General features: G+C 72.3%; 17 protein-coding genes. 10 read left to right on the forward strand and 7 right to left on the reverse strand.

Annotated features, from left to right (window positions below; all coding sequences use genetic code 11):
- Positions 1 to 24: 24 nt before the first annotated feature.
- The 5 genes from ABT336_RS07955 (at position 25) to ABT336_RS07975 (ending at position 7,007) form a co-directional block, all read left to right on the forward strand.
- Complete coding sequence (locus ABT336_RS07955) at positions 25 to 1,842, forward strand: AMP-dependent synthetase/ligase (protein WP_350895772.1); 1,818 nt, start codon at positions 25 to 27, stop codon at positions 1,840 to 1,842.
- 14 nt (positions 1,843 to 1,856) lie between these two features.
- The gene (locus ABT336_RS07960; RefSeq protein WP_350895773.1) at positions 1,857 to 3,554 is read left to right on the forward strand and encodes a sensor histidine kinase; all 1,698 of its coding nucleotides are present in this window, start codon (positions 1,857 to 1,859) and stop codon (positions 3,552 to 3,554) included.
- A gap of 7 nt (positions 3,555 to 3,561) precedes the next feature.
- Positions 3,562 to 4,227 (forward strand): response regulator transcription factor, encoded by a 666-nt coding sequence (locus ABT336_RS07965; protein WP_012014490.1) that lies wholly within the window; start codon positions 3,562 to 3,564, stop codon positions 4,225 to 4,227.
- Between the two features lie 145 nt (positions 4,228 to 4,372).
- On the forward strand, positions 4,373 to 5,206 hold the full coding sequence (locus ABT336_RS07970) for an SAM-dependent methyltransferase (RefSeq protein ID WP_350895807.1): 834 nt from the start codon (positions 4,373 to 4,375) through the stop codon (positions 5,204 to 5,206).
- A gap of 25 nt (positions 5,207 to 5,231) precedes the next feature.
- On the forward strand, positions 5,232 to 7,007 hold the full coding sequence (locus ABT336_RS07975; protein WP_502891131.1) for a putative bifunctional diguanylate cyclase/phosphodiesterase: 1,776 nt from the start codon (positions 5,232 to 5,234) through the stop codon (positions 7,005 to 7,007).
- A 26-nt stretch (positions 7,008 to 7,033) separates the two neighbouring features.
- Here the strand turns inward: ABT336_RS07975 and ABT336_RS07980 are convergent, their stop codons facing one another.
- The 3 genes from ABT336_RS07980 to ABT336_RS07990 all read right to left on the reverse strand — a co-directional run bounded on the left by ABT336_RS07980 (position 7,034) and on the right by ABT336_RS07990 (position 10,893).
- Positions 7,034 to 8,158, reverse strand: coding sequence for a glycosyltransferase family 4 protein (locus ABT336_RS07980; RefSeq protein WP_350895774.1), 1,125 nt, complete (start codon positions 8,156 to 8,158; stop codon positions 7,034 to 7,036).
- A complete protein-coding gene (locus ABT336_RS07985) occupies positions 8,155 to 9,414 on the reverse strand; it encodes a M48 family metallopeptidase (protein WP_350895775.1) in 1,260 nt (419 codons plus the stop codon). The genes ABT336_RS07980 and ABT336_RS07985 overlap by 4 nt, the downstream gene beginning before the upstream one ends.
- A 147-nt stretch (positions 9,415 to 9,561) precedes the next feature.
- Complete coding sequence (locus ABT336_RS07990; protein WP_502891134.1) at positions 9,562 to 10,893, reverse strand: NYN domain-containing protein; 1,332 nt, start codon at positions 10,891 to 10,893, stop codon at positions 9,562 to 9,564.
- Positions 10,894 to 11,079: 186 nt separating this feature from the next.
- Between ABT336_RS07990 and ABT336_RS07995 the strand changes: the two genes are divergently transcribed.
- The 5 genes from ABT336_RS07995 (at position 11,080) to ABT336_RS08015 (ending at position 16,650) form a co-directional block, all read left to right on the forward strand.
- A complete protein-coding gene (locus tag ABT336_RS07995; RefSeq protein WP_350895777.1) occupies positions 11,080 to 12,843 on the forward strand; it encodes a DEDD exonuclease domain-containing protein in 1,764 nt (587 codons plus the stop codon).
- A gap of 119 nt (positions 12,844 to 12,962) precedes the next feature.
- Positions 12,963 to 14,753: a RelA/SpoT family protein gene (locus ABT336_RS08000; RefSeq protein ID WP_350895809.1), complete on the forward strand. Its 1,791-nt coding sequence runs from the start codon at positions 12,963 to 12,965 to the stop codon at positions 14,751 to 14,753.
- A gap of 65 nt (positions 14,754 to 14,818) precedes the next feature.
- Positions 14,819 to 15,361, forward strand: coding sequence for an NUDIX hydrolase (locus ABT336_RS08005; protein ID WP_350895778.1), 543 nt, complete (start codon positions 14,819 to 14,821; stop codon positions 15,359 to 15,361).
- Positions 15,358 to 16,230 carry a nucleotidyltransferase family protein gene (locus tag ABT336_RS08010; protein ID WP_350895779.1) on the forward strand — a complete coding sequence of 291 codons (873 nt, stop codon included), beginning with the start codon at positions 15,358 to 15,360 and terminating at the stop codon, positions 16,228 to 16,230. Before ABT336_RS08005 ends, ABT336_RS08010 begins: the two co-directional genes overlap by 4 nt.
- 132 nt (positions 16,231 to 16,362) lie before the next feature.
- Positions 16,363 to 16,650 carry an Lrp/AsnC family transcriptional regulator gene (locus ABT336_RS08015; RefSeq protein ID WP_350895780.1) on the forward strand — a complete coding sequence of 96 codons (288 nt, stop codon included), beginning with the start codon at positions 16,363 to 16,365 and terminating at the stop codon, positions 16,648 to 16,650.
- Positions 16,651 to 16,757: 107 nt separating this feature from the next.
- Here the strand turns inward: ABT336_RS08015 and ABT336_RS08020 are convergent, their stop codons facing one another.
- The 4 genes from ABT336_RS08020 to qcrC form a co-directional block, all read right to left on the reverse strand.
- Positions 16,758 to 17,444: a DUF4142 domain-containing protein gene (locus ABT336_RS08020; protein ID WP_350895781.1), complete on the reverse strand. Its 687-nt coding sequence runs from the start codon at positions 17,442 to 17,444 to the stop codon at positions 16,758 to 16,760.
- A gap of 154 nt (positions 17,445 to 17,598) precedes the next feature.
- Positions 17,599 to 19,221, reverse strand: a complete 1,623-nt coding sequence (gene qcrB / locus ABT336_RS08025; protein ID WP_350895782.1) for a cytochrome bc1 complex cytochrome b subunit — start codon at positions 19,219 to 19,221, stop codon at positions 17,599 to 17,601.
- Positions 19,218 to 20,297, reverse strand: coding sequence for a cytochrome bc1 complex Rieske iron-sulfur subunit (gene qcrA, locus ABT336_RS08030; protein WP_350895783.1), 1,080 nt, complete (start codon positions 20,295 to 20,297; stop codon positions 19,218 to 19,220). The genes qcrB and qcrA overlap by 4 nt, the downstream gene beginning before the upstream one ends.
- Positions 20,298 to 20,364: 67 nt before the next feature.
- On the reverse strand, positions 20,365 to 21,201 hold the full coding sequence (qcrC, locus tag ABT336_RS08035; RefSeq protein ID WP_350895784.1) for a cytochrome bc1 complex diheme cytochrome c subunit: 837 nt from the start codon (positions 21,199 to 21,201) through the stop codon (positions 20,365 to 20,367).
- Positions 21,202 to 21,255: the final 54 nt, after the last annotated feature.

Genomic DNA, 21,255 nt, shown 5'->3' on the forward strand with positions numbered 1-21,255 from the left:
CGTACGAGCACGAGGGAGTGTCAGGTGCGCGAGTTCTCCGTCCCGCCGATCGTCACCATCGGCGACTCGGCCGACCTGACCGACCCGGTCTGGGCAAACGCCGAGGCCGCCCCGGACGCGGTCCAGTTCGTCCGCCCCGAACCGGCCGGAGCCGACGGGCCGGATGCCACCTGGGTCGACGTCACCTGCCTGCAGTTCCGCAACGAGGTGGTCGCGGTGGCCCGTGGACTGGTCGCGGCCGGTGTCTCCCCCGGCGACCGGGTCGCCCTGATGAGCCGCACCCGCTACGAGTGGACCCTGCTCGACTACGCGATCTGGGCGGCCGGGGCGGCGACAGTGCCGATCTACGAGACCTCCAGCGCCGAGCAGGCGGCCTGGATCCTGGCCGACTCCGGCGCCGTCGCCGTGGTGGTCGAGACCGACGCGCACGCCACCCTGGTCGCCGGGGTCCGGGACCGCACCCCCGACCTGCGCGAGGTGTGGCAGATCGACCTGGGCGCGGTCACCGACCTGGTCACCGCCGGCGAGTCGGTCGACCCGGTGGAGGTGGAGAAGCGCCGCGCCGCGCTGCGCGCCGACGACCTGGCCACCATCATCTACACCAGTGGCACCACCGGCCGCCCCAAGGGCTGCATCCTGACCCACCGCAACATGTACGCCGACATCGCCAACGCGGTGCCGGTGCTGCCGAACCTGTTCAACGCCGGAGCCGCCACCCTGCTGTTCCTGCCGCTGGCCCACGCGTTCGCCCGGCTGATCCAGATCGGGGTGGTGCAGGCCCGGGCCACCATGGCGCACTGCCCCGACCCCACCCGACTGGTGCCCGAGCTGCAACGGTTCCGGCCGACCTTCGTGCTCTCCGTACCCCGGGTCTTCGAGAAGGTCCACAACGGCGCCCGGCAGAAGGCCGAGGCCGCCGGAAAGGGACGGATCTTCGACCGGGCGGAGAAGGTCGCCATCGCCTGGAGCGAGGCGCAGGACGCCCCCGGCGGACCCGGCCTCGGTCTGCGCCTACAGCACGCCCTCTTCGACAGGCTGGTCTACGGCAAGCTGCGGGCGGCGCTGGGCGGACGGTGCCGGGACGCGATCTCCGGCGGGGCGCCGCTGGGTGCCCGGCTCGGTCACTTCTTCCGCGGCATCGGGGTCACGGTCCTGGAGGGGTACGGCCTGACCGAGACCTCCCCCGCCGCCGCCGCCAACCTGCCCGACGCCACCCGGATCGGCACGGTGGGCCGTCCGCTGCCCGGCGTAGCCATCCGCATCGACGACGACGGCGAGATCCTGATCGCCGGTGACCTGGTCTTCGGCGGGTACTGGCACAACGAGGAGGCCACCGCCGAGGTGCTCACCTCCGACGGCTGGTTCCGCACCGGTGACCTGGGGCAGCTCGACGCCGACGGGTACCTCAGCATCACCGGCCGGAAGAAGGAGATCATCGTGACGGCCGCGGGCAAGAACGTCGCCCCGGCCGTGCTGGAGGACAAGGTCCGGGCACATCCGCTGGTCAGCCAGTGTGTGGTGGTGGGCGACCGGCAGCCGTTCGTGTCGGCGCTGCTCACCATCGACGAGGAGGCGTTCCCCGCGTGGCGGGAGTCGGCCGGGCTGCCCGCCGACGCGACGGTGGCGGACCTGCGCGACGACGAGAAGCTGCGGGCCGAGGTCCAGAGCGCCGTCGACGCCGCCAACCAGGAGGTGTCCCGGGCCGAGGCGATCAAGGTGTTCACGATCCTGCCCAGCGACTTCACCGAGGCGACCGGGGAGATGACCCCCTCGATGAAGGTGCGGCGGCAGGTGGTGCACGACAAGTACGCGGCGGAGATCGCCGACATCTACCGGCGCTGACTACGATCCGTCACGTGCCCGCCTCCACCTCATCCCGCCCCCCTCACCCCCTGGCCGTCACCGCCCGGCTGGTGATGCTCGCGCTGGTCGCGGCCCTGACCCTGCTCGCCACCGGTGACCCCCGCCAGCTGTGGTGGGTGGCGCTGCTCGCCGCCGCCGGGGTGCCCGCGCTGCTGGCCCCCCAGCACCGGCTCCTCGCCCCGCTCAGCCGGATCGCCGAGGCGATGGTGCTCGGGCTGGCGGCCAGCCAGGTCGCCGCCGTCGCCGGGTTCGGGGGGTCGGTGGACGGGCTCGGCGCCTCGGCGGTGCTGCCGTACCTGGCGGTCCCGGTCACCGTCACCGCGCTGCGCCGCCGCTTCGTCGAGGGCGCGGTGCTGCTCGGGGTCACCACCACCACCCTGCTGATCTGCGGGGTGGTCACCCGCGTCGACGGTGAGCGGCAACTGCTCCAGATCGGTTACCTCGCGGTCTGCGGCCAGTGGCTGCTGCTGGCCGGGCTGGGGCTCTTCACCGCCCACGCCCTGCAGCAGCTGGTCCGCGCCCGTACCCCGACCGAGCCCCAGCCGTACGCCGAGGCGACCCGCCTGCTGACCCAGCTCCGTACCGTCGCCAGGCAGCTGCCCGGCGCCACCCTGGACCCGGGCGGCATCTCCGAGCACCTGTTGGAGGAGTTGCGGACGGTCGCCAGCGCCGACCGCGCGGCGGTCCTCTCCGCCAGCGGCGGGGGCAGACTGGTGGTGCTCGCCCAGGTCGGCGCGGAGCGGGTGGACTGGGAGACGACCCTGGACGCGGACTCGGCGATCGCGGACGCCTGGGCCAGCCAGCAGCCGCACACCGCCGCCCGTTCCCAGGCCCGCTCGCACACCGGCGGGAACGTCTCGGCGTTGATCGTGCCGCTGGTCGCCGGGGTGCGGACCGTCGGGTTGGTGGTGGTGGAGGCGGACACCGCGCTGGCGTACCCGGCTCCGGTGGTGTCCCGGGTGACGGCGTTGACCGGCCCGGCGGCGCTACGGCTGGAGGCGGCGCTGCTCTTCGACGAGGTACGGTCGCTGGCCACCAACGAGGAACGGCAACGGCTCGCCCGGGAGATCCACGACGGGGTCGCCCAGGAGCTGGTGATGGTCGGGTACGGCATCGACAACGCCCTGGCCACAGTGCACGAGGACGCCGAGGAGACCGCCGAGTCGCTGCGTACCCTGCGCCACGAGGTCACCCGGGTGATCACGGAGCTGAGGCTGAGCCTGTTCGAGCTGCGCAGCGAGGTGGACCGGCACGGCGGACTGGCCGCCGCGATCGCCGAGTACGCCCGTACCGTGGGTGCCTCCGGCGGGCTGCGGGTGCACCTGTCGCTCGACGAGTCCACGGCTCGGCTGCCGGCGGCGACCGAGGCCGAACTGTTGCGGATCGCCCAGGAGGCGGTGACGAACGCGCGCAAGCACGCCGGGGCGGCCAATCTCTGGGTCACCTGTGAGGTCGACCCGCCGTACGCGCAGATCGAAGTGTCGGATGACGGTCACGGCATCGGTGACCAGCGCGCCGAGGGGCACTATGGTCTTGCGATCATGGCCGAGAGGGCGGAACGTATCCGGGGCCGGTTGGAGATCAGGCCACGGCAACCCCGTGGGACGACCGTGGCGGTGGTGGTCGGCTCCCCACCCCGGCGCGATAACGTGCGCGGTAGCGCAGCAGCAGCCGCAGCAGAAGGGGAGTAACCCGAGGATGACCACTCCGACACCGGCCACCCGTACCAAGGTCCTCCTGGTCGACGACCACGACCTGATCCGCAAGGGCCTACGGCACGCCTTCGAGCGCGACCGGCAGTTCGAGGTCGTCGGTGAGGCCGCGACGGCGGCGGAGGGCGTACGCCAGGCCGGGGCCCTCCAGCCGGACGTGGTGATCATGGACCTGCGGCTGCCGGACGGCAGCGGCCTGGAGGCGACCCGCGCCCTGCGCAAGTCCAGCGCGACGATGGGGATCGTGGTGCTCACCATGTACGCCGGTGACGACCAGCTGTTCGGTGCGTTGGAGGCCGGGGCGAGCGCGTTCGTGCCGAAGACCGCCCCGGCCGACGAGGTGGTGGCCGCCGCCCGGCACGCCGCCTCCTCCCCCAGCGCCTTCACCGCCGCCGACCTGGCCGAGGCGATGAAGCGCCGGTTGGCACCCTCGGGTCCGCAGCTCTCCCCCCGGGAGGGCCAGGTGCTGCGGCTGCTCGCCGACGGGATGAGCGTCGCGGGGATCGCCAAGCAGCTGTTCGTCAGCGAGTCGACCGCCAAGACCCACATCTCGAAGCTCTACGAGAAGCTGGGTGCCGCGAACCGGGCACAGGCGCTGATGACCGCGCTGCGGCTCGGTCTGCTGGAGGCGCCGGACGCCCCCAAGTTCTGATCTGCCACTGCGTTCGAGGACCCGGTCCGCCACGGCGGGCCGGGTCCTCGTCACCGACGGCGACGATCGGGTTCCCGCTCTTCTCACCCGGGCACAGGAGGGGCAGAATACCCGGGTGACCCGCGCAGGTGATGATTCTCGCGTTATCGGCAAAACGGACGCAAGCCCGGGGCGGCCCGACTGGAGCCCCGAGACCATCGACATGGAACGCCCCAGCGTGGCCCGGATGTACGACTACTACCTCGGCGGCTCCCACAACTTCGCCGCCGACCGGGAGGCGGCCCGGGCGGTGTTGGCGGCGGTCCCCGACGCCCCGCTGATGGCCCAGGCCAACCGGGCCTTCCTCCGCCGGGCCGTGCAGTTCCTGATCGACGCCGGGGTACGACAGTTCCTCGACATCGGGTCCGGGATCCCCACAGTGGGCAACGTGCACGAGATCGCCCAGGGGGCGGCCCCCGACTCCCGGGTCGTTTACGTGGACGTCGACCCGATCGCGGTGGCCCACAGCCGGGAGATCCTGGCCGACAACGACCGGGCGACAGTCATCCGCGAGGACCTGCGCCGCCCGGAGCGGATCCTCACCCACCCCCAGGTCACCGAGCTGCTCGACTTCAGCCGGCCGGTGGCCGTCCTGATCGTGGCGGTGCTGCACTTCGTCCCGGACTCCGACCGACCGGCGGAGATCCTCCGGACGCTGCGGACCGCGCTCGCGCCCGGCAGCCACCTGGTGTTGTCACAGGTCAGCGACGACACCGACGACGCGAGTCCGCAGCAGCACGAGGCCGAGCGGGTGTACCAGCTGACCGACAACCGGCTGGTCGTGCGCACCCGGGCCGGGCTGACCGCCCTCTTCGACGGCTTCGACCTGCTGGAACCCGGGGTGGTCTGGGTGCCGCAGTGGCACCCCGAGTGCACCGAGAGCGCCGGCGACGCGGAGCGGGCGGCATTCCGGGGCGGCGTCGGGCGTCTCAGTGACTGACCCCCGGCAGGGCTCGCGGACCTCGATGGCAGACCACACCGCGAGTCGGTACGGCACCGCCCTGGCCGTCGGGGTCCCCTCCGGACCCACGACCTTCGCCCACCGCTGGGCCCGGGCGGTCACCGGGACCAGCTACATCCCGATGAGCCGCGCCGAGTTGACGGAGTTCCTCGGTCGCCTCACCGAACGACTGGCGGCGGCCCTGGTCGCCGAGCCCTTCGACGTACGGCCCGGTGCCCGGGTCGGCGCCGACCTGGTGGTCGCCCACGTCTGCGCCCCCGAGGGACTGGGGCGCAGCGTCGAGGTCGTCCAGCTCCGCCTGCTGCGGGACCTGGCGATGGAGACCGCCGACGCCGAGACTCGACTGGCCCGGCTGGTCGGGGCGATGGCCACCGGTTTCGCGCACGCCCTGCGGGACCGGACCCTCGACGAGCAGGAACAGATGCGTCGGGCCGCGTTGTCGGCCCGGGACCAGGCCGAACGGGGGCTACGCGAGAGCGAGGCCCGGTTCCGGCACCAGGCCGGTCACGACCCCCTCACCGGCCTGCCCAACCGGACGTCGTTCCACGAACGCCTCACCGACGTCATCCGCGACCCCGGGACGGGCACCGAACGCATCGGCGTCTGCTTCCTGGACCTGGACCGGTTCAAGGTGGTCAACGACTCCCTGGGCCACCGCGTGGGTGACCAACTGCTGGTGTCGGTGGCCCGTCGGCTACGCCACGCCCTGGGCGGACACCTCGTCGCCCGGCTCGGCGGGGACAAGTTCGGCATCCTTGTGGAACGGACCGGGAGCACCGACGACGTGGTCGAGGTCGCCGAGGCGGCGATCGCCACCGTCGGCCGACCCGCCCTGGTCGACGGCCAGGAGCTGACCGTCTCGGCGAGCGCCGGGATCGTGGAGGTGCCGGTCGTCGACGCCGCCTCGGGTGAGCTGATGCGGGCTGCCGACAGCACCGTGCACTGGGCCAAGTTGGCCGGCGGGGCCCGGTGGTCCCTGTTCGACCCGGAACGCAACCGCCTCGAACTGGCCCGGCACGCCCTCTCCGCCGCGCTGCCCGGCGCGCTGGACCGGGAGGAGTTCTTCCTGGACTACCAGCCCCTGACGTCGCTGCGCGACGGCACGGTGCTCGGCGTGGAGGCGCTGGTGCGGTGGCGGCACCCGGAGCTGGGGCTGCTGGGCCCGGACAGCTTCATCGGCCTGGCCGAGGAGACCGGGCTGATCGTCCGGCTGGGCGCCTGGGTGCTGGCCGAGGCCTGCCGACAGGCCCGGGAGTGGCCCGAACCGGCACCGTTCGTCAGCGTCAACCTGGCGGTCCGGCAACTGCACACCCCCGACCTGGTGCACCAGGTCCGGGACCTGCTGGAGCGGACCGGCCTGCCACCGCACCGGCTCCAGTTGGAGATCACCGAGAGCACCATGATGACCACCGCCGAGGAGCCCGCCCGGGCGCTGCGTACCCTGGCCGACCTGGGCGTACGGATCGCCATCGACGACTTCGGCACCGGCTACTGCAACCTGGCGTACCTGCGGGACCTGCCGGTGACCGAGCTGAAGGTGGCCGGTTCCTTCGTCACCGGGCTGCGGTCTCCGGTCGACGGCCGGGCCGATCGGACCAACGAGCGGATCCTCACCTCGCTCGTCGCCCTCGCCCACGACCTTGACCTGACGGTCACCGCCGAGGGGGTGGAGACGGCCGACCAGGCCGAACGCCTGCGGGAGATCGGCTGCGACGCCGGGCAGGGCTGGCACTTCGGCCGTCCCGGCCCACCCGAGCGGCTCCTGGCCCGCCTCCCCTGACCCCGCCGACACCGGTGCCCGGCGGCTCAGCGACCCAGGAGGTCGGTCAGCCGTCGGGCCTGGGTCTCCCAGCGCCACTCGCGCTCCACCCAGGCCCGTCCGGCCGCCCCGAACTGGCGGGCCAGGTCCCGGTCGGAGAGGAGGGTGGCCACCCGGTCGGCGAGCTGCGCCACGTCCAGACCCTGGACCACGAAACCGGTCTCCCCCTCGCGGACCGCGTCGGGTGCCCCGCCGGAGTCACCGGCCACCACCGGCAGCCCGGTCGCCGACGCCTCCAGGTAGACGATGCCGAGGCCCTCCACGTCCAGCCCCCGGTTGCGGGTCCGGCAGGGCATCGCGTAGACGTCCCCGGCGGCGTAGTGCGCGGGCAGCTCCGCCGCCGGGACCGACCCGGTGAAGACCACGTCCCGTTCCACCCCGTGCTGACGCGCCAGCCGGGCCAACGTGTCCCGGTACGGGCCACCGCCGACCACCAGCAGCGCCGCGTCCGGCACCCGACGACGGATCTCCGGCAGCGCCCGGATCAGCTGGTCCTGCCCCTTGCGGGCCACCAGTCGGGAGACGCAGACCACCACGGGCCGGTCGGCCAGGCCGAGCCGGCGGCGGACCGGCTCGCCGTCCACGTCCGGGTGGTACGTCTCCACGTCCACCCCGGGGGCCAGCCGTTGCAGGTCGGTCAGCCCGTTCAGGACCCGGTCCAGCCGGACCCGGGTGTACTCCCCGAGGTAGGTGGTGACGTCGACCCCGCGCCCGATCCGGCGCAGCAGGGCACGGGCTCCGGGCAGCGCCGCCCAGCCCACCTCGTGCCCGTGGGTGAGGGCCACCGCCCGCCGGATGCCGGCCCGGCGGCGCAGCCCGGCCGCGAGCAGCCCGAGCGGGGCCGCCGCCCCGAACCAGACGGTGTCGCAGTCGTACTCGCGGGCCAGTCGGGCGGCCCGGCGGGCCACCAGCGGGGTGGGCAGCAGCACCCGGGTCCGGTCGCGGACCACCTCGAACGGCTGGTCGGCGTCGAACTTGTCGGCGTCGCGCCAGGTCGAGGCGTACACCACGACGGAGTCGGAGGGCTGGTGCAGGGCCAGGTTGTGCACGAACGACTGGATGCCGCCGGGGCGGGGCGGGAAGTCGTTGGTGATCAGCAGCGTACGGCTCATCGGCCGGTCTCCCTGGCATAGGCGCGGGCGGCGGCCATCCGCTCCACGGTGGACGGGTGCGACGCCGACCAGAGGTACTCCCACCGGGGCGGATCGGGGTCGGCCAGGTTGATCCCGGCCAGTCGGCGCTGCATCGCCTCGAAGGTCGCCGGATCACCGGTGAGGGCCATCGCATGGGCGTCGGCCCGGGCCTCCACCCGTCTCGACACCGCGGCCTGCACCGGGCCGGCGACCAGTCCGGCCAGGGTGACCAGTGCGAACAGCAGCGCGAAGGCACGGGGGTCGGCGAAGGAGTCCACCCCGGCCAGTCGGGGCAGGGGGCCGCCCGACCCGAGCAGGTAGAGGGCGACCACCGCGGCGGCGGCCCCCAACGCCCCGGTCAGGGTGCCGACGTTGACGTCACGGTCCTTGGCGTGTCCCAACTCGTGGGCGACCACACTCGTCACCTCGGCCGGGGTCGCCTCCCGCAGCAGGGTGTCGTAGACCACGATCCGCCGCGTCGGGCCCAGCCCGGAGACGTACGCGTTGACCGCCTTGGTCCGCCGGGACGCGTCGGCGACCAGCACGTCCTTCACCGGTACGCCGTCGCGGGCGGCCATGTTCGTCAACTCGGTCCGCAGTGGCCCCGGTTCCATCGGGGTGAACCTGTTGAAGACCGGCTCGACGAGCACCGGCAACACGAACGACAGGAGGGTCACCAGACCGGCCGCCCCGACCGCGCCGACCGCCCACCACCACCTGGGGGCCAGCCGGACGACTGTGTAGAAGCCGAGCAGGGCGACGGCACCGATCACCGCGCTGACCGCGTACGACTTGAGCAGGTCGACGGTCCAGCCACCCCAGCCGTTGGTGCTCAGCCCGTACCGCAGCAGGACAGAGTGCCGCCAGGCGGCGAAGGGCAGGGTCACCAGGTCGACCACCAGGACCACCACCAGCCCACCGAGTACCGCCTGCGCCACCCAGTGTCCGCCGAAGGGACGCCCGACCAGGTCGATCAGGCGGCTGCCCAGCGGGGTGAGGCCGAGCGCCAGGGCGGCCAGGAGCCCGACGGCGAGCCCGAGGTAGCGGCCGGGCCGCAGGTCGCCCCGGAAGGTGCGGGCGTGGGCGACCTGGTCGGCGGGGAGGTCACGCAGGGCGGCGAGCTGGTCGGCCCGGGGGGCGGGTGGCCTGTTCCAGGGCACCAGGACGACGGCGACCACGGCCAGGGCCACGACCAGACCGGCGAGGGTCAGCAGGGCCCACCCTCGGGGGGTCACCTCGGCACCCCGCCGGACACGGGTCCGTCACCGTCGCGCCGTACCCGGGTCATGCCGCTCCTCCTGCCGTGAGCGCCCATCCTATTGCCCGCCGGGTGGACCCCGGAGACGCCCCGCACGGGCCGGACTCCCGGGCCGGTCGGGCGGTCAGGAGCGGGCCAGCCGCCGCAGCAGGGAGTCCGCCCCCAACGGGTACGCGCCGTGTCGGCGTACCCCGTCGGCGACCTCCCGGTCGGAGGAGACCACCACCACCGGTCGGCCGGACGGTTCGGCGCGCACCAGTCGGCGGATCAGCTCGTCCGCTGTCTCCCCCTTGCGGGAGAAGAGCACCCGGACCCCGCGTGGGGTGGGGGGCAGCCCGTGGATCCGTTCGGCACCGTCGAAGACCACTGTGATCTCGTCGCCGGTCTGCGCGGCGATGCCACCCAACCCGGTGATCAACCGCTTGCGCTGCTGTTCGAGGGACATCTCGCCGAAACCGCGTTTGGTGACGTTGTACCCGTCGACGACGAGGTGCGCCCGGGGCAGGGCGAGCAGCTGGTCCAGCCGGGCGGGGTCGTCGGTGTCCCGGGCACGGGTGTCCGCCGACGCGTTGGCGCCGGTCGTCTCGGCGCAGCTCTCGGCCACGAAGTCGGCGGGCAGCTTCAGGACCGGGTCCAGGGCCAGCTCCCGGCGCAACCCGACGGCTGCCTGTCCGATCGTCTCCAGCAGCAGCCAGAGCCGGGCGTCGTCGACCGACCGGGCCTCCTTGGCGTTGGCCTTTGCCACCCCGGCGGCAGCCTCGGCCTCGGCCAGCCGGGCGCGGACCCGGCGCAGCTCGGCGTCGACGTCGGCCGCCGCCCGGGCGGCCCGGCCCCGCTCGGTGGCGAGCAGCTCGGTGGCCTTGCGCTCCCGACCCTGGGTCTCCCGCAGGGTACGGCTCAACTGCCGGGACTCCTCGCGCAACTGCCCCAGTTCCTCCCGGACCCGGGCCAGCTCGTCGCGGAGTTTGTCCGCCTCGACCCGGGCCACGGTCCGGTCGTGTTCGGCCCGGGTGGCCCGCTGTTCGGCCTCCCGGACCAGTTCGGCGACGACCGCGCTGTCCGACTCGGCCCGGACCGCCGCGCCGCTGGACTCGATCAGGTCCCGCCACCCCGCCGGCCTGGCCAGGTAGGCCAGGGCGGCCACCTCGACCGGGTCGGCTGCGGCCGGGGCGGTCCCCTCGACGACCGCCGCCCCCAGGTCACCGGCCTCGGTGAGGACCCGGGTGGCGACCCGTTGCCGGAACAGCGGGTCGCCGGTGAGCTGGGCGGCGATCATCGAGGCACCGAGTCGGGCCCGTCGGTTCGGGGCGAACTTCGCCACCCGGCGCAGCGGCACCGGCACCTCGTCGCCGGGGAGACCGGGCAGGACCGTGGCGGTCAGGGCGATGATCCGCTGCCGGACCGGCTCGGGCAGCACCGGCTCCGCCTCGTGCGCCCCCGTCACCTGCTCGGCCACCGACTCCGGCTCGACCGGGTCGGGGTCGAGGTTGTCGTCGTGAGGCTCGGTGAGGGGCATCTGGCAAGTCTCCCACCGGGGCAGGGCCCACCGCCCGGTGAGTGAGCCGATCTCTCATCGTATACCTGTGGGGTCTGCGGGACCGGTGGGGCAGGAGTGTCGGACCAGGGCGTTACGGTGCCGCAGGTGACAGGTGGTGAGTACGTCCAGCAGACCCTCGCCGGTGTCGACCCCTACGGCTCCGGGGTCGATCCGGCGCTCCCGCTGCACGCGACGACCTTCGTGGTCCTCGATCTGGAGACCACCGGCGGCGCGCCGGACGGCGGGGGCATCACGGAGATCGGCGCGGTGAAGGTCCGTGGCGGCGAGGAACTGGGGGTGCTGGCCACCCTGGTCGATCCGGGGGTGCCGATCCCGCCGTTCATCACCGTCCTGACCGGTATCACCCAGGCCATGCTGCTGCCGGCGCCCCCCGTCGAGCAGGTGTTGCCGAGCCTGCTGGAGTTCCTCGGCGACGCGGTACTGGTCGCCCACAACGCGCCGTACGACGTGGGGTTCCTCAAGGCCGCCTGCGCCCGGCACGGTCACCGGTGGCCCAACCCCCGGGTCCTGGACACCGCCGCCCTGGCCCGGCGGGTGCTCACCCGCGACGAGGTGCCCAACCGCAAGCTCGGCACCCTGGCTGCCTACTTCCGGACGACGACCCAGCCGACCCACCGTGCCCTCGACGACGCCAGGGCCACAGTCGACGTCCTGCACGGGCTGATCGCCCGCCTCGGCGGACACCGGGTGGACACCATCGGCGAGGCGATCGAGTTCGCCCGGGCGGTCACCCCGACCCAGCGGCGCAAGCGGCACCTCGCCGAGGGGCTGCCGAAGGTCCCCGGGGTCTACATCTTCCGGGCCGCCGACGACCGACCGCTCTACGTGGGCACCTCCGGCGACATCGCCACCCGGGTCCGCAGCTACTTCACCGCCGGCGAGAAACGGGCCCGGATCTCGGAGATGCTCGCCGCCGCGCAGCGGGTGGAGGCGGTGGAGTGCGCGCACCCCCTGGAGGCGGAGGTCCGGGAGCTCCGGTTGATCGCCGCCCACGCACCGCCGTACAACCGACGTTCGAAGTACCCGGAGCGGGCGGTCTGGTTGAAGCTGACCGACGGGCCGTACCCCCGGTTGTCGGTGGCCCGGGGGATCTCCCCCGGCGACGACGCCTACCTCGGACCGTTCGGTTCCCGGCGGGCCGCGGAACTGGCGGCGGCCGGGTTCCACGACGCCCTCGCGCTGCGCCAGTGCACCCACCGGTTGTCGTTGCGGACCGTCACCCCGGCGTGCGCGCTGGCCGAGCTGGGTCGCTGCCCGGCCCCCTGCGAGCACCGGATCACCCCGCAGGAGTACGCCCACAGCGCCGTCGACCCGTTCCGCACCGCCACCACCGGGGACCCGCAGCCGGTGGTGACCGCGCTGCTGGCCCGGATCGAACGGCTCAGCGCCGACCAGCGGTACGAGGAGGCCGGGGTGACCCGGTCCCGCCTGGTGGCGGTCCTACGGGCGGCGGTACGGATGCAGCGCCTGGCCGCGCTGACCGGGATCGCCGAGGTGGCCGCCGCCCGTCCGGCCCCCGGGGGCGGTTGGGAGTTGGCGCTGGTCCGGCACGGTCGGCTCGCCGGAGCCGGGATCTGTCCGGCCGGTGTCCACCCGCGACGCCCCTTCGAGGTGATCAGGGCGACGGCGGAGACGGTGTCGCCCGGCCATGGCCCGGTGCCGGCCGCCACGGCCGAGGAGTCCGAGCGGATCCTGTCCTGGTTGGAGCGGCCCGAGACCCGGTTGGTGGAGATGACCTCGGGATGGGCCTCGCCGGTGGCGGGGGCGGGGCGGTTCCGGGAACTGCTGGTCAGGGCGGAGGCCGCCGGATCCCACCAAAGTCTCGACCGAACGCCCATGAGCAAGTGACCATTCGGACGACCCCGACTCACTTAGGCTGTTAAGAGAGTGCAGTCCTGCCCGATTCGTGGGCCTGCTTCCGGTTACCGGAGTCCGGTGGGCCGGGGCGGGGTGAGGAGGTGTCCCACGTGGACGTCGACGCCGGACGCGGGGCCGCCCTGGGTGGCGCGTTGTCCAACCAGCCGGGTGAGCTGCCCCTGACACGCCGCCTACGTTCGCTGCTGACCTGGCCGACCAACGAGGCCGAGCCGGTCCACCACCTGGTCCGCACCCATCGCGGCATCCACACCAGCGCCGACGCGTCGGTGCTGCGTCGGGCGTACTCGATCGCCGAGAACATGCACCGGGGGCAGTTCCGCAAGAGCGGCGAGCCGTACATCACCCACCCGTTGGCGGTCGCGGAGATCTGCGCCGACCTGGGCATGGACACCACCACCCTGGTGGCGGCGCTGCTGCACGACACGGTCGAGGACACCCGCTACACCCTCCAGGCCCTCGCCGACGACTTCGGCCCCGAGGTGGCCCACCTCGTCGACGGGGTGACCAAGTTCGACAAGGCGTTCTACGGCAAGGCCGCCGAGGCCGAGACCACCCGAAAGATGATCATCGCGGCCGGCAAGGACGTCCGGGTGCTGATCATCAAGCTGGCCGACCGGCTGCACAACATGCGTACCCTCGGGGTCCGCTCGGCGGCCAGTCGGGAACGGATCGCCCGCAAGACCCTGGACGTGCTGGTGCCGCTCTGCGACCGGCTCGGCATCCAGACCCTCAAACGGGAGCTTGACGACGTGGTGCTGCTGCACCTGGAGCCCGAGGAGCACGCCCGGATCGCCCGGCACGTGCACGACCGGCCCGGCTGGGACTCGTACCTGGGCAACGTGGTCACCAGGGCCCGGGCGGCACTGCGCCGCGACCGGGTCACCGCCCAGGTCGCCCCCCGCCCCCGGCACCTCTACTCGATCTGGAAGGACACCGTCGCCGGTGGGCACGGCATCCCCTTCGACCTGCCCCGGATCGAGGTCGTGGTGGACGGCCCGGCGACCGACTGTTACGCCGCCCTGGGCGCGATCCACGGGGTGTGGCGCCCGGTGCCGGGACGCTTCAAGGACTTCATCGCCTCGCCGAAGAACAACCTCTACCGGTCCCTGCACACCAGCGTCTGCGGGCCGGTGAACCGGACCGTCGAGGTGCTGATCCGGACCACCGAGATGCACCGGTCGGCCGAGTACGGCATCGCCGCCGACTTCCGGTTCCCGAAGGCCAAGGGGCGGGCCGCCGCCCAGGCCGACCAGCTCGACTGGCTGCGGCGGGTGCTCGACTGGGAGCAGGACGCCCCGGACCCGGCCCAGTTCCTCGAATCCCTGCGGTGTGACCTCGCCGAGGCCCAGATCCAGGTCTTCGCCGAGGGCCGACAGGTTCTCCTGCCGGCCGGGGCCACCCCGGTCGACCTGGCGTACGAGTTGGGCAGTGACCGGGGGGACCACTGTCTGGCGACCCGGATCAACGGCCGACTGGCCCCGCTCTCCTCCGAACTTGACGAGGGCGACGTGGTGGAGATCTTCACCGAGAACGGGTCCCAGAGCGGGTTCGAGGCCGAGGCCGCCCCCCGGGGTCCACGCCGGGAGTGGCTGGAGTTCGTCAAGTCCCCGCACGCCCAGATGCAGATCAACAGGTGGTTCGCCGAGCACACCGAGCCCGGGATCTCGATCGCCGACAAGGTACGCCTCGGTCGGGCCACCATCGGACTCGCCCTGCGGCAACACGACCGGGGCCTGGCCAGCGACCTGCCCCTGCTGCGCCTCTCCGAGGAACTCGGCTACCCCGACCTGGAGACCCTCCTGGTCGCCGTCGTCGACCGGACGGTGGAGCCCGACGAGGTGGTTCGCCAGCTCATCGACCTCGTCGACTACCGGCAGTGACCCCGAGGGGGTCGCAACCCTCCCCGGCCCCCCGGACGGCGCGGGACCCCCACTAGCCTGAGAGCATGATCCCCCGCACCCGCGCCACCGGACGGGCCCTCGGGTACAAGCTCTTCTACCGGCTGCCCTTCCCGGTGCGCCGCCGGCTGGTTCGACTCGCCGTCCCGAAGTACGTCATCGGGGCGGTCACCCTGGTCCGGGACACCGAGGCCGACGGAGCCGGCCGGCTGTTGATGTTGCGTCAGCCGCCCGGGCACAGCTGGACCCTGCCGGCCGGGCTGCTGGAGAAGGCCGAGCCCCCGGCGGTGGGGGCCGCCCGGGAGCTGTACGAGGAGGCCGGGATCCGGCTGCCCCCGACCCGGCTGCGCCCGGCCACGCCGAACGCGATCGTGCACGCCAAGGGCTGGGTCGACATGGTCTTCGAGGTCGAGGTCCCCGCCTCCACCACCGCCCTGAAGGTCGACGGGGCCGAGGTCTTCGAGGCCGCCTGGCATCCCCTGGACGACCTGCCCCGACTGAGCTGGCCCACCGCCCGCCTGCTCGGGTACTACGGCATCGGCCCGGAGGCGGGCAACTTCCCACCTCCCCTGCCGGACACGACACCGTGACCGGGGGCGAGAGCACCACCGGCGGTCCACCGGAGGTCTGCGCGGTGGTCCTGGCCGCCGGAGAGGGCACCCGGTTGCGTCCCCTCACCGAGCGGGTGCCCAAGGCCCTCTGCCCGGTCGGCAACGTCACCCTGCTGGACCGGGCCCTGGCCCGGCTGGCCGGGTTGGGTCTGACCGGCCCCCGGTCCGTGGCGGTCAACGCCTGCTACCTCGGCGACCAGGTGGTGGAGCAGGTCGGGCACCGGGCCCACCTGTCAGTGGAACGGGGCGATCCACTCGGCACCGCCGGGGGGATCGGGAACCTGCGGGACTGGATCGGCGGACGGGGCGTCCTGGTCGGCAACGCCGACGCGTACCTGGCCGACCCGCAGGCCGACCCCGGCCCGGACGTCGCCGCACTCCTCGACGGCTGGGACGGCGAGACGGTACGCCTGCTGGGCCGCCCCGCCCCGAACCCCACCGAACCGGGCACCTTCGACGGCCACCACTTCGTCGGGTTCTCCGTCCTGCCCTGGCGGCTGGTCCGGGACCTGCCCCCCACCTTCGCCGACCTGGTCCGGGCGGTGTGGCGACCGGCCGAGGCGACCGGATCGTTGAGCGTGGTGCCGTACCGGGGGGCCTTCTATGACACCGGGACCCCCGCCGACTACCTCGCCGCCAACCTGCACGCCGCCGGGGACGCCGCCCTCGTCGACCCGAGCGCCACAGTCACCGGGCGGTGCCGCCGGTCGGTGGTCGGGGCCGGGGCCCACATCGCCGGGGACGTCCTGCGCACCGTCGTGTGGCCGGGGGCGACGGTCCGCCCCGGCGAGGTGCTGCGGGACGCGATCCGGGTGTCGGCCGACCTCACAGTCGCCGTCCGGCAGTGACCGCCCCGTCCCACGTCGCCCGGGACGGCACGACGGCCGGTACCGGGTCGTCGCCCCCGCCGGACGTCTAGCATGGTCAACGGCGTCGGCACCCACGCCGAGGCCGTAACGGGCACGACGAAGGGCGGACCAGTGATCACCGCGATCGTACTGATCGACTGCGCCACCGACTCCATCCCCGAGGTGGCCGAGGCACTGGCCGCACTGCCCGGGGTCAGCGAGGTCTACTCGGTCGCCGGGCACGTCGACCTGATCGCCGTGGTCCGGGTCCGGGAGTTCGAGCAGATCGCCCAGGTGATCGCCGGACGCATCTCCAAGGTCCCCGGGGTGCTCGACACCGAGTCGCACATCGCCTTCCGGGCCTACTCCCAGCACGACCTGGAAGAGGCCTTCGCCATCGGCCTGGCCAACGCCGACTGACACCGCCCCGACAGGGCGATGGTGCCAACGCCGACTGACACCGCCCCGACAGGGCGATGGCCGGCCCACCCCGTTCGGGGTGGACCGGCCACACGTCGACCGGGGCGTCAGCTCTGGGCCGGCGCCGGGGTCTCGGTGGTCTCCGGCTGGGCCGGGGACTCGGTGACCGTACCCTCCGGGGCCGGAGCCTCGGTGGTGGTCTCCCCCGGAGCCGGAGCCTCGGTGGTGGCACCCGGGCTGGGCGTGCCACTGGCGCTGGTCTGCGGAACCGGGATGCCCAGGGTCTGGGCCAGCGCCACCAGCGCGTCGTAGTGCGTCTGGAGGACCGGCAGGGCGTCCTGTGCCAGCTGGACCACCGACTGCTCGGAGCCCTGCGAGATCTCCGTCTGGGTGGCCTGGATCGCCTGGACGTGACCGGCCAGCTCGGCGGTCACCCACGCCTTGTCGAACTCGGCACCGCTGAGACCGTTCAGCTCGTCCAGCACTGCCTGCTGGTCGGCGGTCGGCTCGTTGGGCAGCTCGACGTTGAGCTGCTTGGCGACGTTACGCACCGACTCGTCCAGCGCGGTGTGGTCCGTCACGAACTGCTTACCCAGGTCCTTGACCTGCTGGTTCTGGCCCTTTTCCTGGGCTTGCTCACCCGAGGCGATCTCGAACAGGTTGACCTGGTGCACCGCCTGCAGGTACTGGGTGTCCTGCGTCGACGGCTGCACCGCAGCCTGAGCCGACGCGGCCGGCGCGATCCCGACCACCACCATGGCGGTCAGGAGCCCGAGGCGTTTGAGACCCAACATGTTTCCCCCCCTTTTCGTTGGACCGCACGGATACCCCACTGGCCCGGGATATTCCTGCGATCCCCCGCACCACCACCCGGTGGAGCCATCCGCCGGATACGGCGGCGCCCACCGGGATGGGTCCCGGTGGGCGCCGTCGGGGTGTCGCTGACGGTCAGGGGCGGGTGTCGCCGCTGCCGATCTTCTCGCGGTCGGGACGCGGCTCCACCGGCGGATGCCCGGGTGAGACCGGAGCCTCCGCCGGCTTCTCGATCGGGTAGAAGAAGCCCCGGATGGCCGGGCCGAGCGCCCCGAGCCGGTTCATCTTCTTCGGCACCACCCAGCCGGCGTAGTCCAACTCGCCGTGGCCGTCCTGGCCCATGCTGAGCGGCTGGTGCACCTCCTCGAACCGACCGTCCGGCAGCCGCCGGATGATGCCGGTCTCCACACCGTGCGCCAGAACCTCCCGGTCGTGCTGTTGCAGACCCAGACAGATCCGGTAGGTCAGGTAGTACGCCAACGGCGGGAGCAGGAGCAGACCCGCCCGGCCGATCCAGGTCATCGCGTTCAGGCTGATGTGGAACTTGTCGGCGATGACGTCGTTCGCCCCGGAGAGCGTCAGGATGATGTAGAACGTCAGGGCCATCGCGCCGAGACCGCTGCGGGCCGGAACGTCCCGGGGCCGCTGGAGCAGGTTGTGGCTGCGGTAGTCCTTGGTCTGCCTGGCTTCCAGGAACGGATACAGCAGGGACAGGGCGACAAGGATCCCCGGTAGCACCACGGTGGGCCAGAACAGCGGTGGGATGACGTATCCGTCGCCGATCGGGATGTGCAGCTCCCAGGCCGGCATCAACCGGGTCGACCCGTCCAGGAACATCACGTAGAAGTCGGGCTGGCTGGCCGCCGAGACCACCCACGCCTCGTACGGGCCGAAGTACCAGAGCGGGTTGATCTGGAACAGACCACCCATCATGGCGACCACGCCGAAGACGACCATGAAGAAGCCGCCCTGCTTGATCGCGTACCGGGGGAACATCCGCTCGCCGACCACGTTGTTGTTGGTCCGGCCGGGACCGGGCCACTGGGTGTGCTTCTGCTTGAACACCAGCCCGAGGTGGACGCTGATCAACGCCACCAGCAGACCCGGGATGAGCAGCACGTGGGCGATGAAGAACCGGCTCATGATGATGGTCCCCGGGAAGTCCCCGTCGAAGACCGACGAGGTGACCCAGGTGCCGACCACCGGGATGGAGAGCATGATCGCCGAGGCGATCCGCAGGCCGGTGCCGGAGAGGCCGTCGTCCGGCAGGGAGTAGCCGGTGAAGCCGGCCAGGAACCCGACCCAGAACAGCAGCGAACCGATGATCCAGTTGGTCTCCCGCGGCTTACGGAACGCGCCGGTGAAGAAGACCCGCATCATGTGCACGATGATCGACGCCATGAACAGCAGCGCCGCCCAGTGGTGCATCTGACGCATGATCAGACCGCCCCGGACGTCGAACGAGATGTCCAGGGTCGAGGCGTACGCCGCAGTCATCGGGGTGCCACGCAGCGGCGCGTAGCTGCCGTTGTAGATCACCTCCGTCATCCCCGGCTCGTAGAAGAACGTCAGGAAGACGCCGGTGAGCAGGAGGATGACGAACGAGAAGAGCGCGATCTCACCGAGCAGGAAGGACCAGTGGTCGGGGAAGACCTTGTTCAGCAGCTTCCGCAGCGGGGTCGCTGCCTGGAACCGGTCGTCCAGCTCCCGGGCAGCCTTGCCCGGTACCGCGGCGACGTCTAGCTTACGACGCTTCATGGACGCTCCCAGAAGTCCGGGCCGACGATCTCGGTGAAGTCGGACTTCGCGACGAAGAAGCCTTCGGAGTCGACCGTGATCGGCAACTGCGGCAACCGCCGACTTGCCGGGCCGAAGATAGGCTTGGCGTTGTCAGTGATCAGGAACTGTGACTGGTGGCACGGGCAGAGCAGCCTGTTGGTCTGCTGCTCGTACAGGCTGGCGGGGCAGCCGGCGTGCGTGCAGATCTTGGAGAAGGCGACGTAGTTGCCCCACATGTAGTCGTTGTGGCCGACCTGGTCGTTGGCCTCCCGCGACTTGATCGCGTCCTCCTCACGGAGGTGGATCAGCAGGGTCGGCGAGTTCGCGTACTGGTTGCTCACCCCGTGGCTGACCCCCGGGAAGACGGTGATCTGACCACCGGCGCTGATGTCGGCCGGACGCAGCGGACGGCCGTCCTCCCGGATCAACCGGATCAGTTCGCCGTCGGCCGGGGCGAACCCGGTGGTGGTGAGCTGGCCGCTCTTGTGCGGGTCCTTGATCAGACCACCGACGATCGGGGCGGCGGCGACGGCCGCCACCGGGGCCAGCCCGGCCAGCAGCGAGATGCCCAGCAGCGGACGGCGGCGCACCCCCAGCTCGTCGGCCATGTAGAGCATCGTCTCGCCGGTGATCCGGCGGTCCTCCTCGGAGTACACGCCCTCGTGCCGGTCCTGGATCGACACCTCCTTGGGCAGCAGCTTCTTGCCCCAGGTGAGGATGCCGAACCCGAGCGCGAGCAGTGCGACGCCCAGGGTCACCCCGAGCAGCGGGGTGTAGAACCTGTCCCCGCCCTGGCTCAGGCTGTACTCCCAGGGCCACCAGATGTAGATCGCCAGGAAGGCGGTCGCGGCCAGGCCGGTGAGCAGGAAGAGACCGACGACGACGCGTACCAGTCGACGCTCGGCCTTGCTCCCCGGGGCGTACTGCGGCTCGTAGTGGACGATCTCGATGTCGTCCCGACGAGCGCCCTCCCGCAGGATGTCGAACCGGGTCGCCTCGGGGTCGTTCACGTCGAACTGTTCACCCGGCGCCGAGGTCTGGGTCTGGGCGCTCACGCAGTCACCTCCCTACGGCCGGTGCCGGCAGCCGGCACCTCGGCAGTGCCACCACGAATCTGCTTGATCACGACTTCCCTGCAATCCACAGCGCGGCGAAGACCAGCGCCACGATCCCGACCAGGAAGATGGCCACACCCTCGGTGGACGGCCCGTACCGCCCGAGGTTGAAGCCACCCGGGTCCTGGGTGTTCTGCAGGCTCTGCTGGATGTAGGCGATGATGTCCGCCTTCTCCTGCGGCGAGAGCTGGTTGTCACCGAAGACCGGCATGTTCTGCGGGCCGCTGAGCATCGCGGCGTAGATCTGTCGGTCGCTGGCCGGCATCAGGCTCGGCGCGTACTTGCCCGAGGAGAGCGCCCCGCCGCCGCCGGAGAAGGCGTGGCACTGGGAGCAGTTGATCCGGTACAGCTCTCCGCCGACGGCCAGGTCGGCACCGCGGGAGAGGTCACCCTCGGGGACGACCGGACCGCCGCCGAGCTCCTGGACGTACTGGGCGAGCTGACGGGTCTGCTCGTCGGTGAAGACCGGGGGCTTGCGTCCCGCCTGGGCCTCCTGGCGGGCCATCGGCATCCGACCGCTGCTGACCTGGAAGTCGACCGAGGCGGCACCCACCCCGATCAGGCTCGGTCCGCGGTCCTCGACGCCCTGCGCGTTACGCCCGTGGCAGGTCACACAGCTCACGTCGAACAGCGCCTTGCCCTCGGCTGCGGCGCCGGTCAGCGGCGGGTTCTCCTGCGCCTGCACGCCGGGGGCGAAGAGCGTGTACGCGCCGCCGGCCAGGGTCAGGGCGGCGATCAGCCGGACTGCGGCGCCCAGCCGTCGGCGACCCCTGCTGGGCGCTGCGGACCGCCCGCGGCGCAGCCGCGCGAGCAGACCGCCTCGGCGGTCGTTGTCAGAAGTCATGACCTGTGTCCTTAACCGGTGGGACCTTGCTTCGGGAGGGGAGCAGCGGCGCGG

This window comes from Micromonospora sp. NPDC000207 (assembly GCF_040300925.1).
Lineage (GTDB): Bacteria > Actinomycetota > Actinomycetes > Mycobacteriales > Micromonosporaceae > Micromonospora.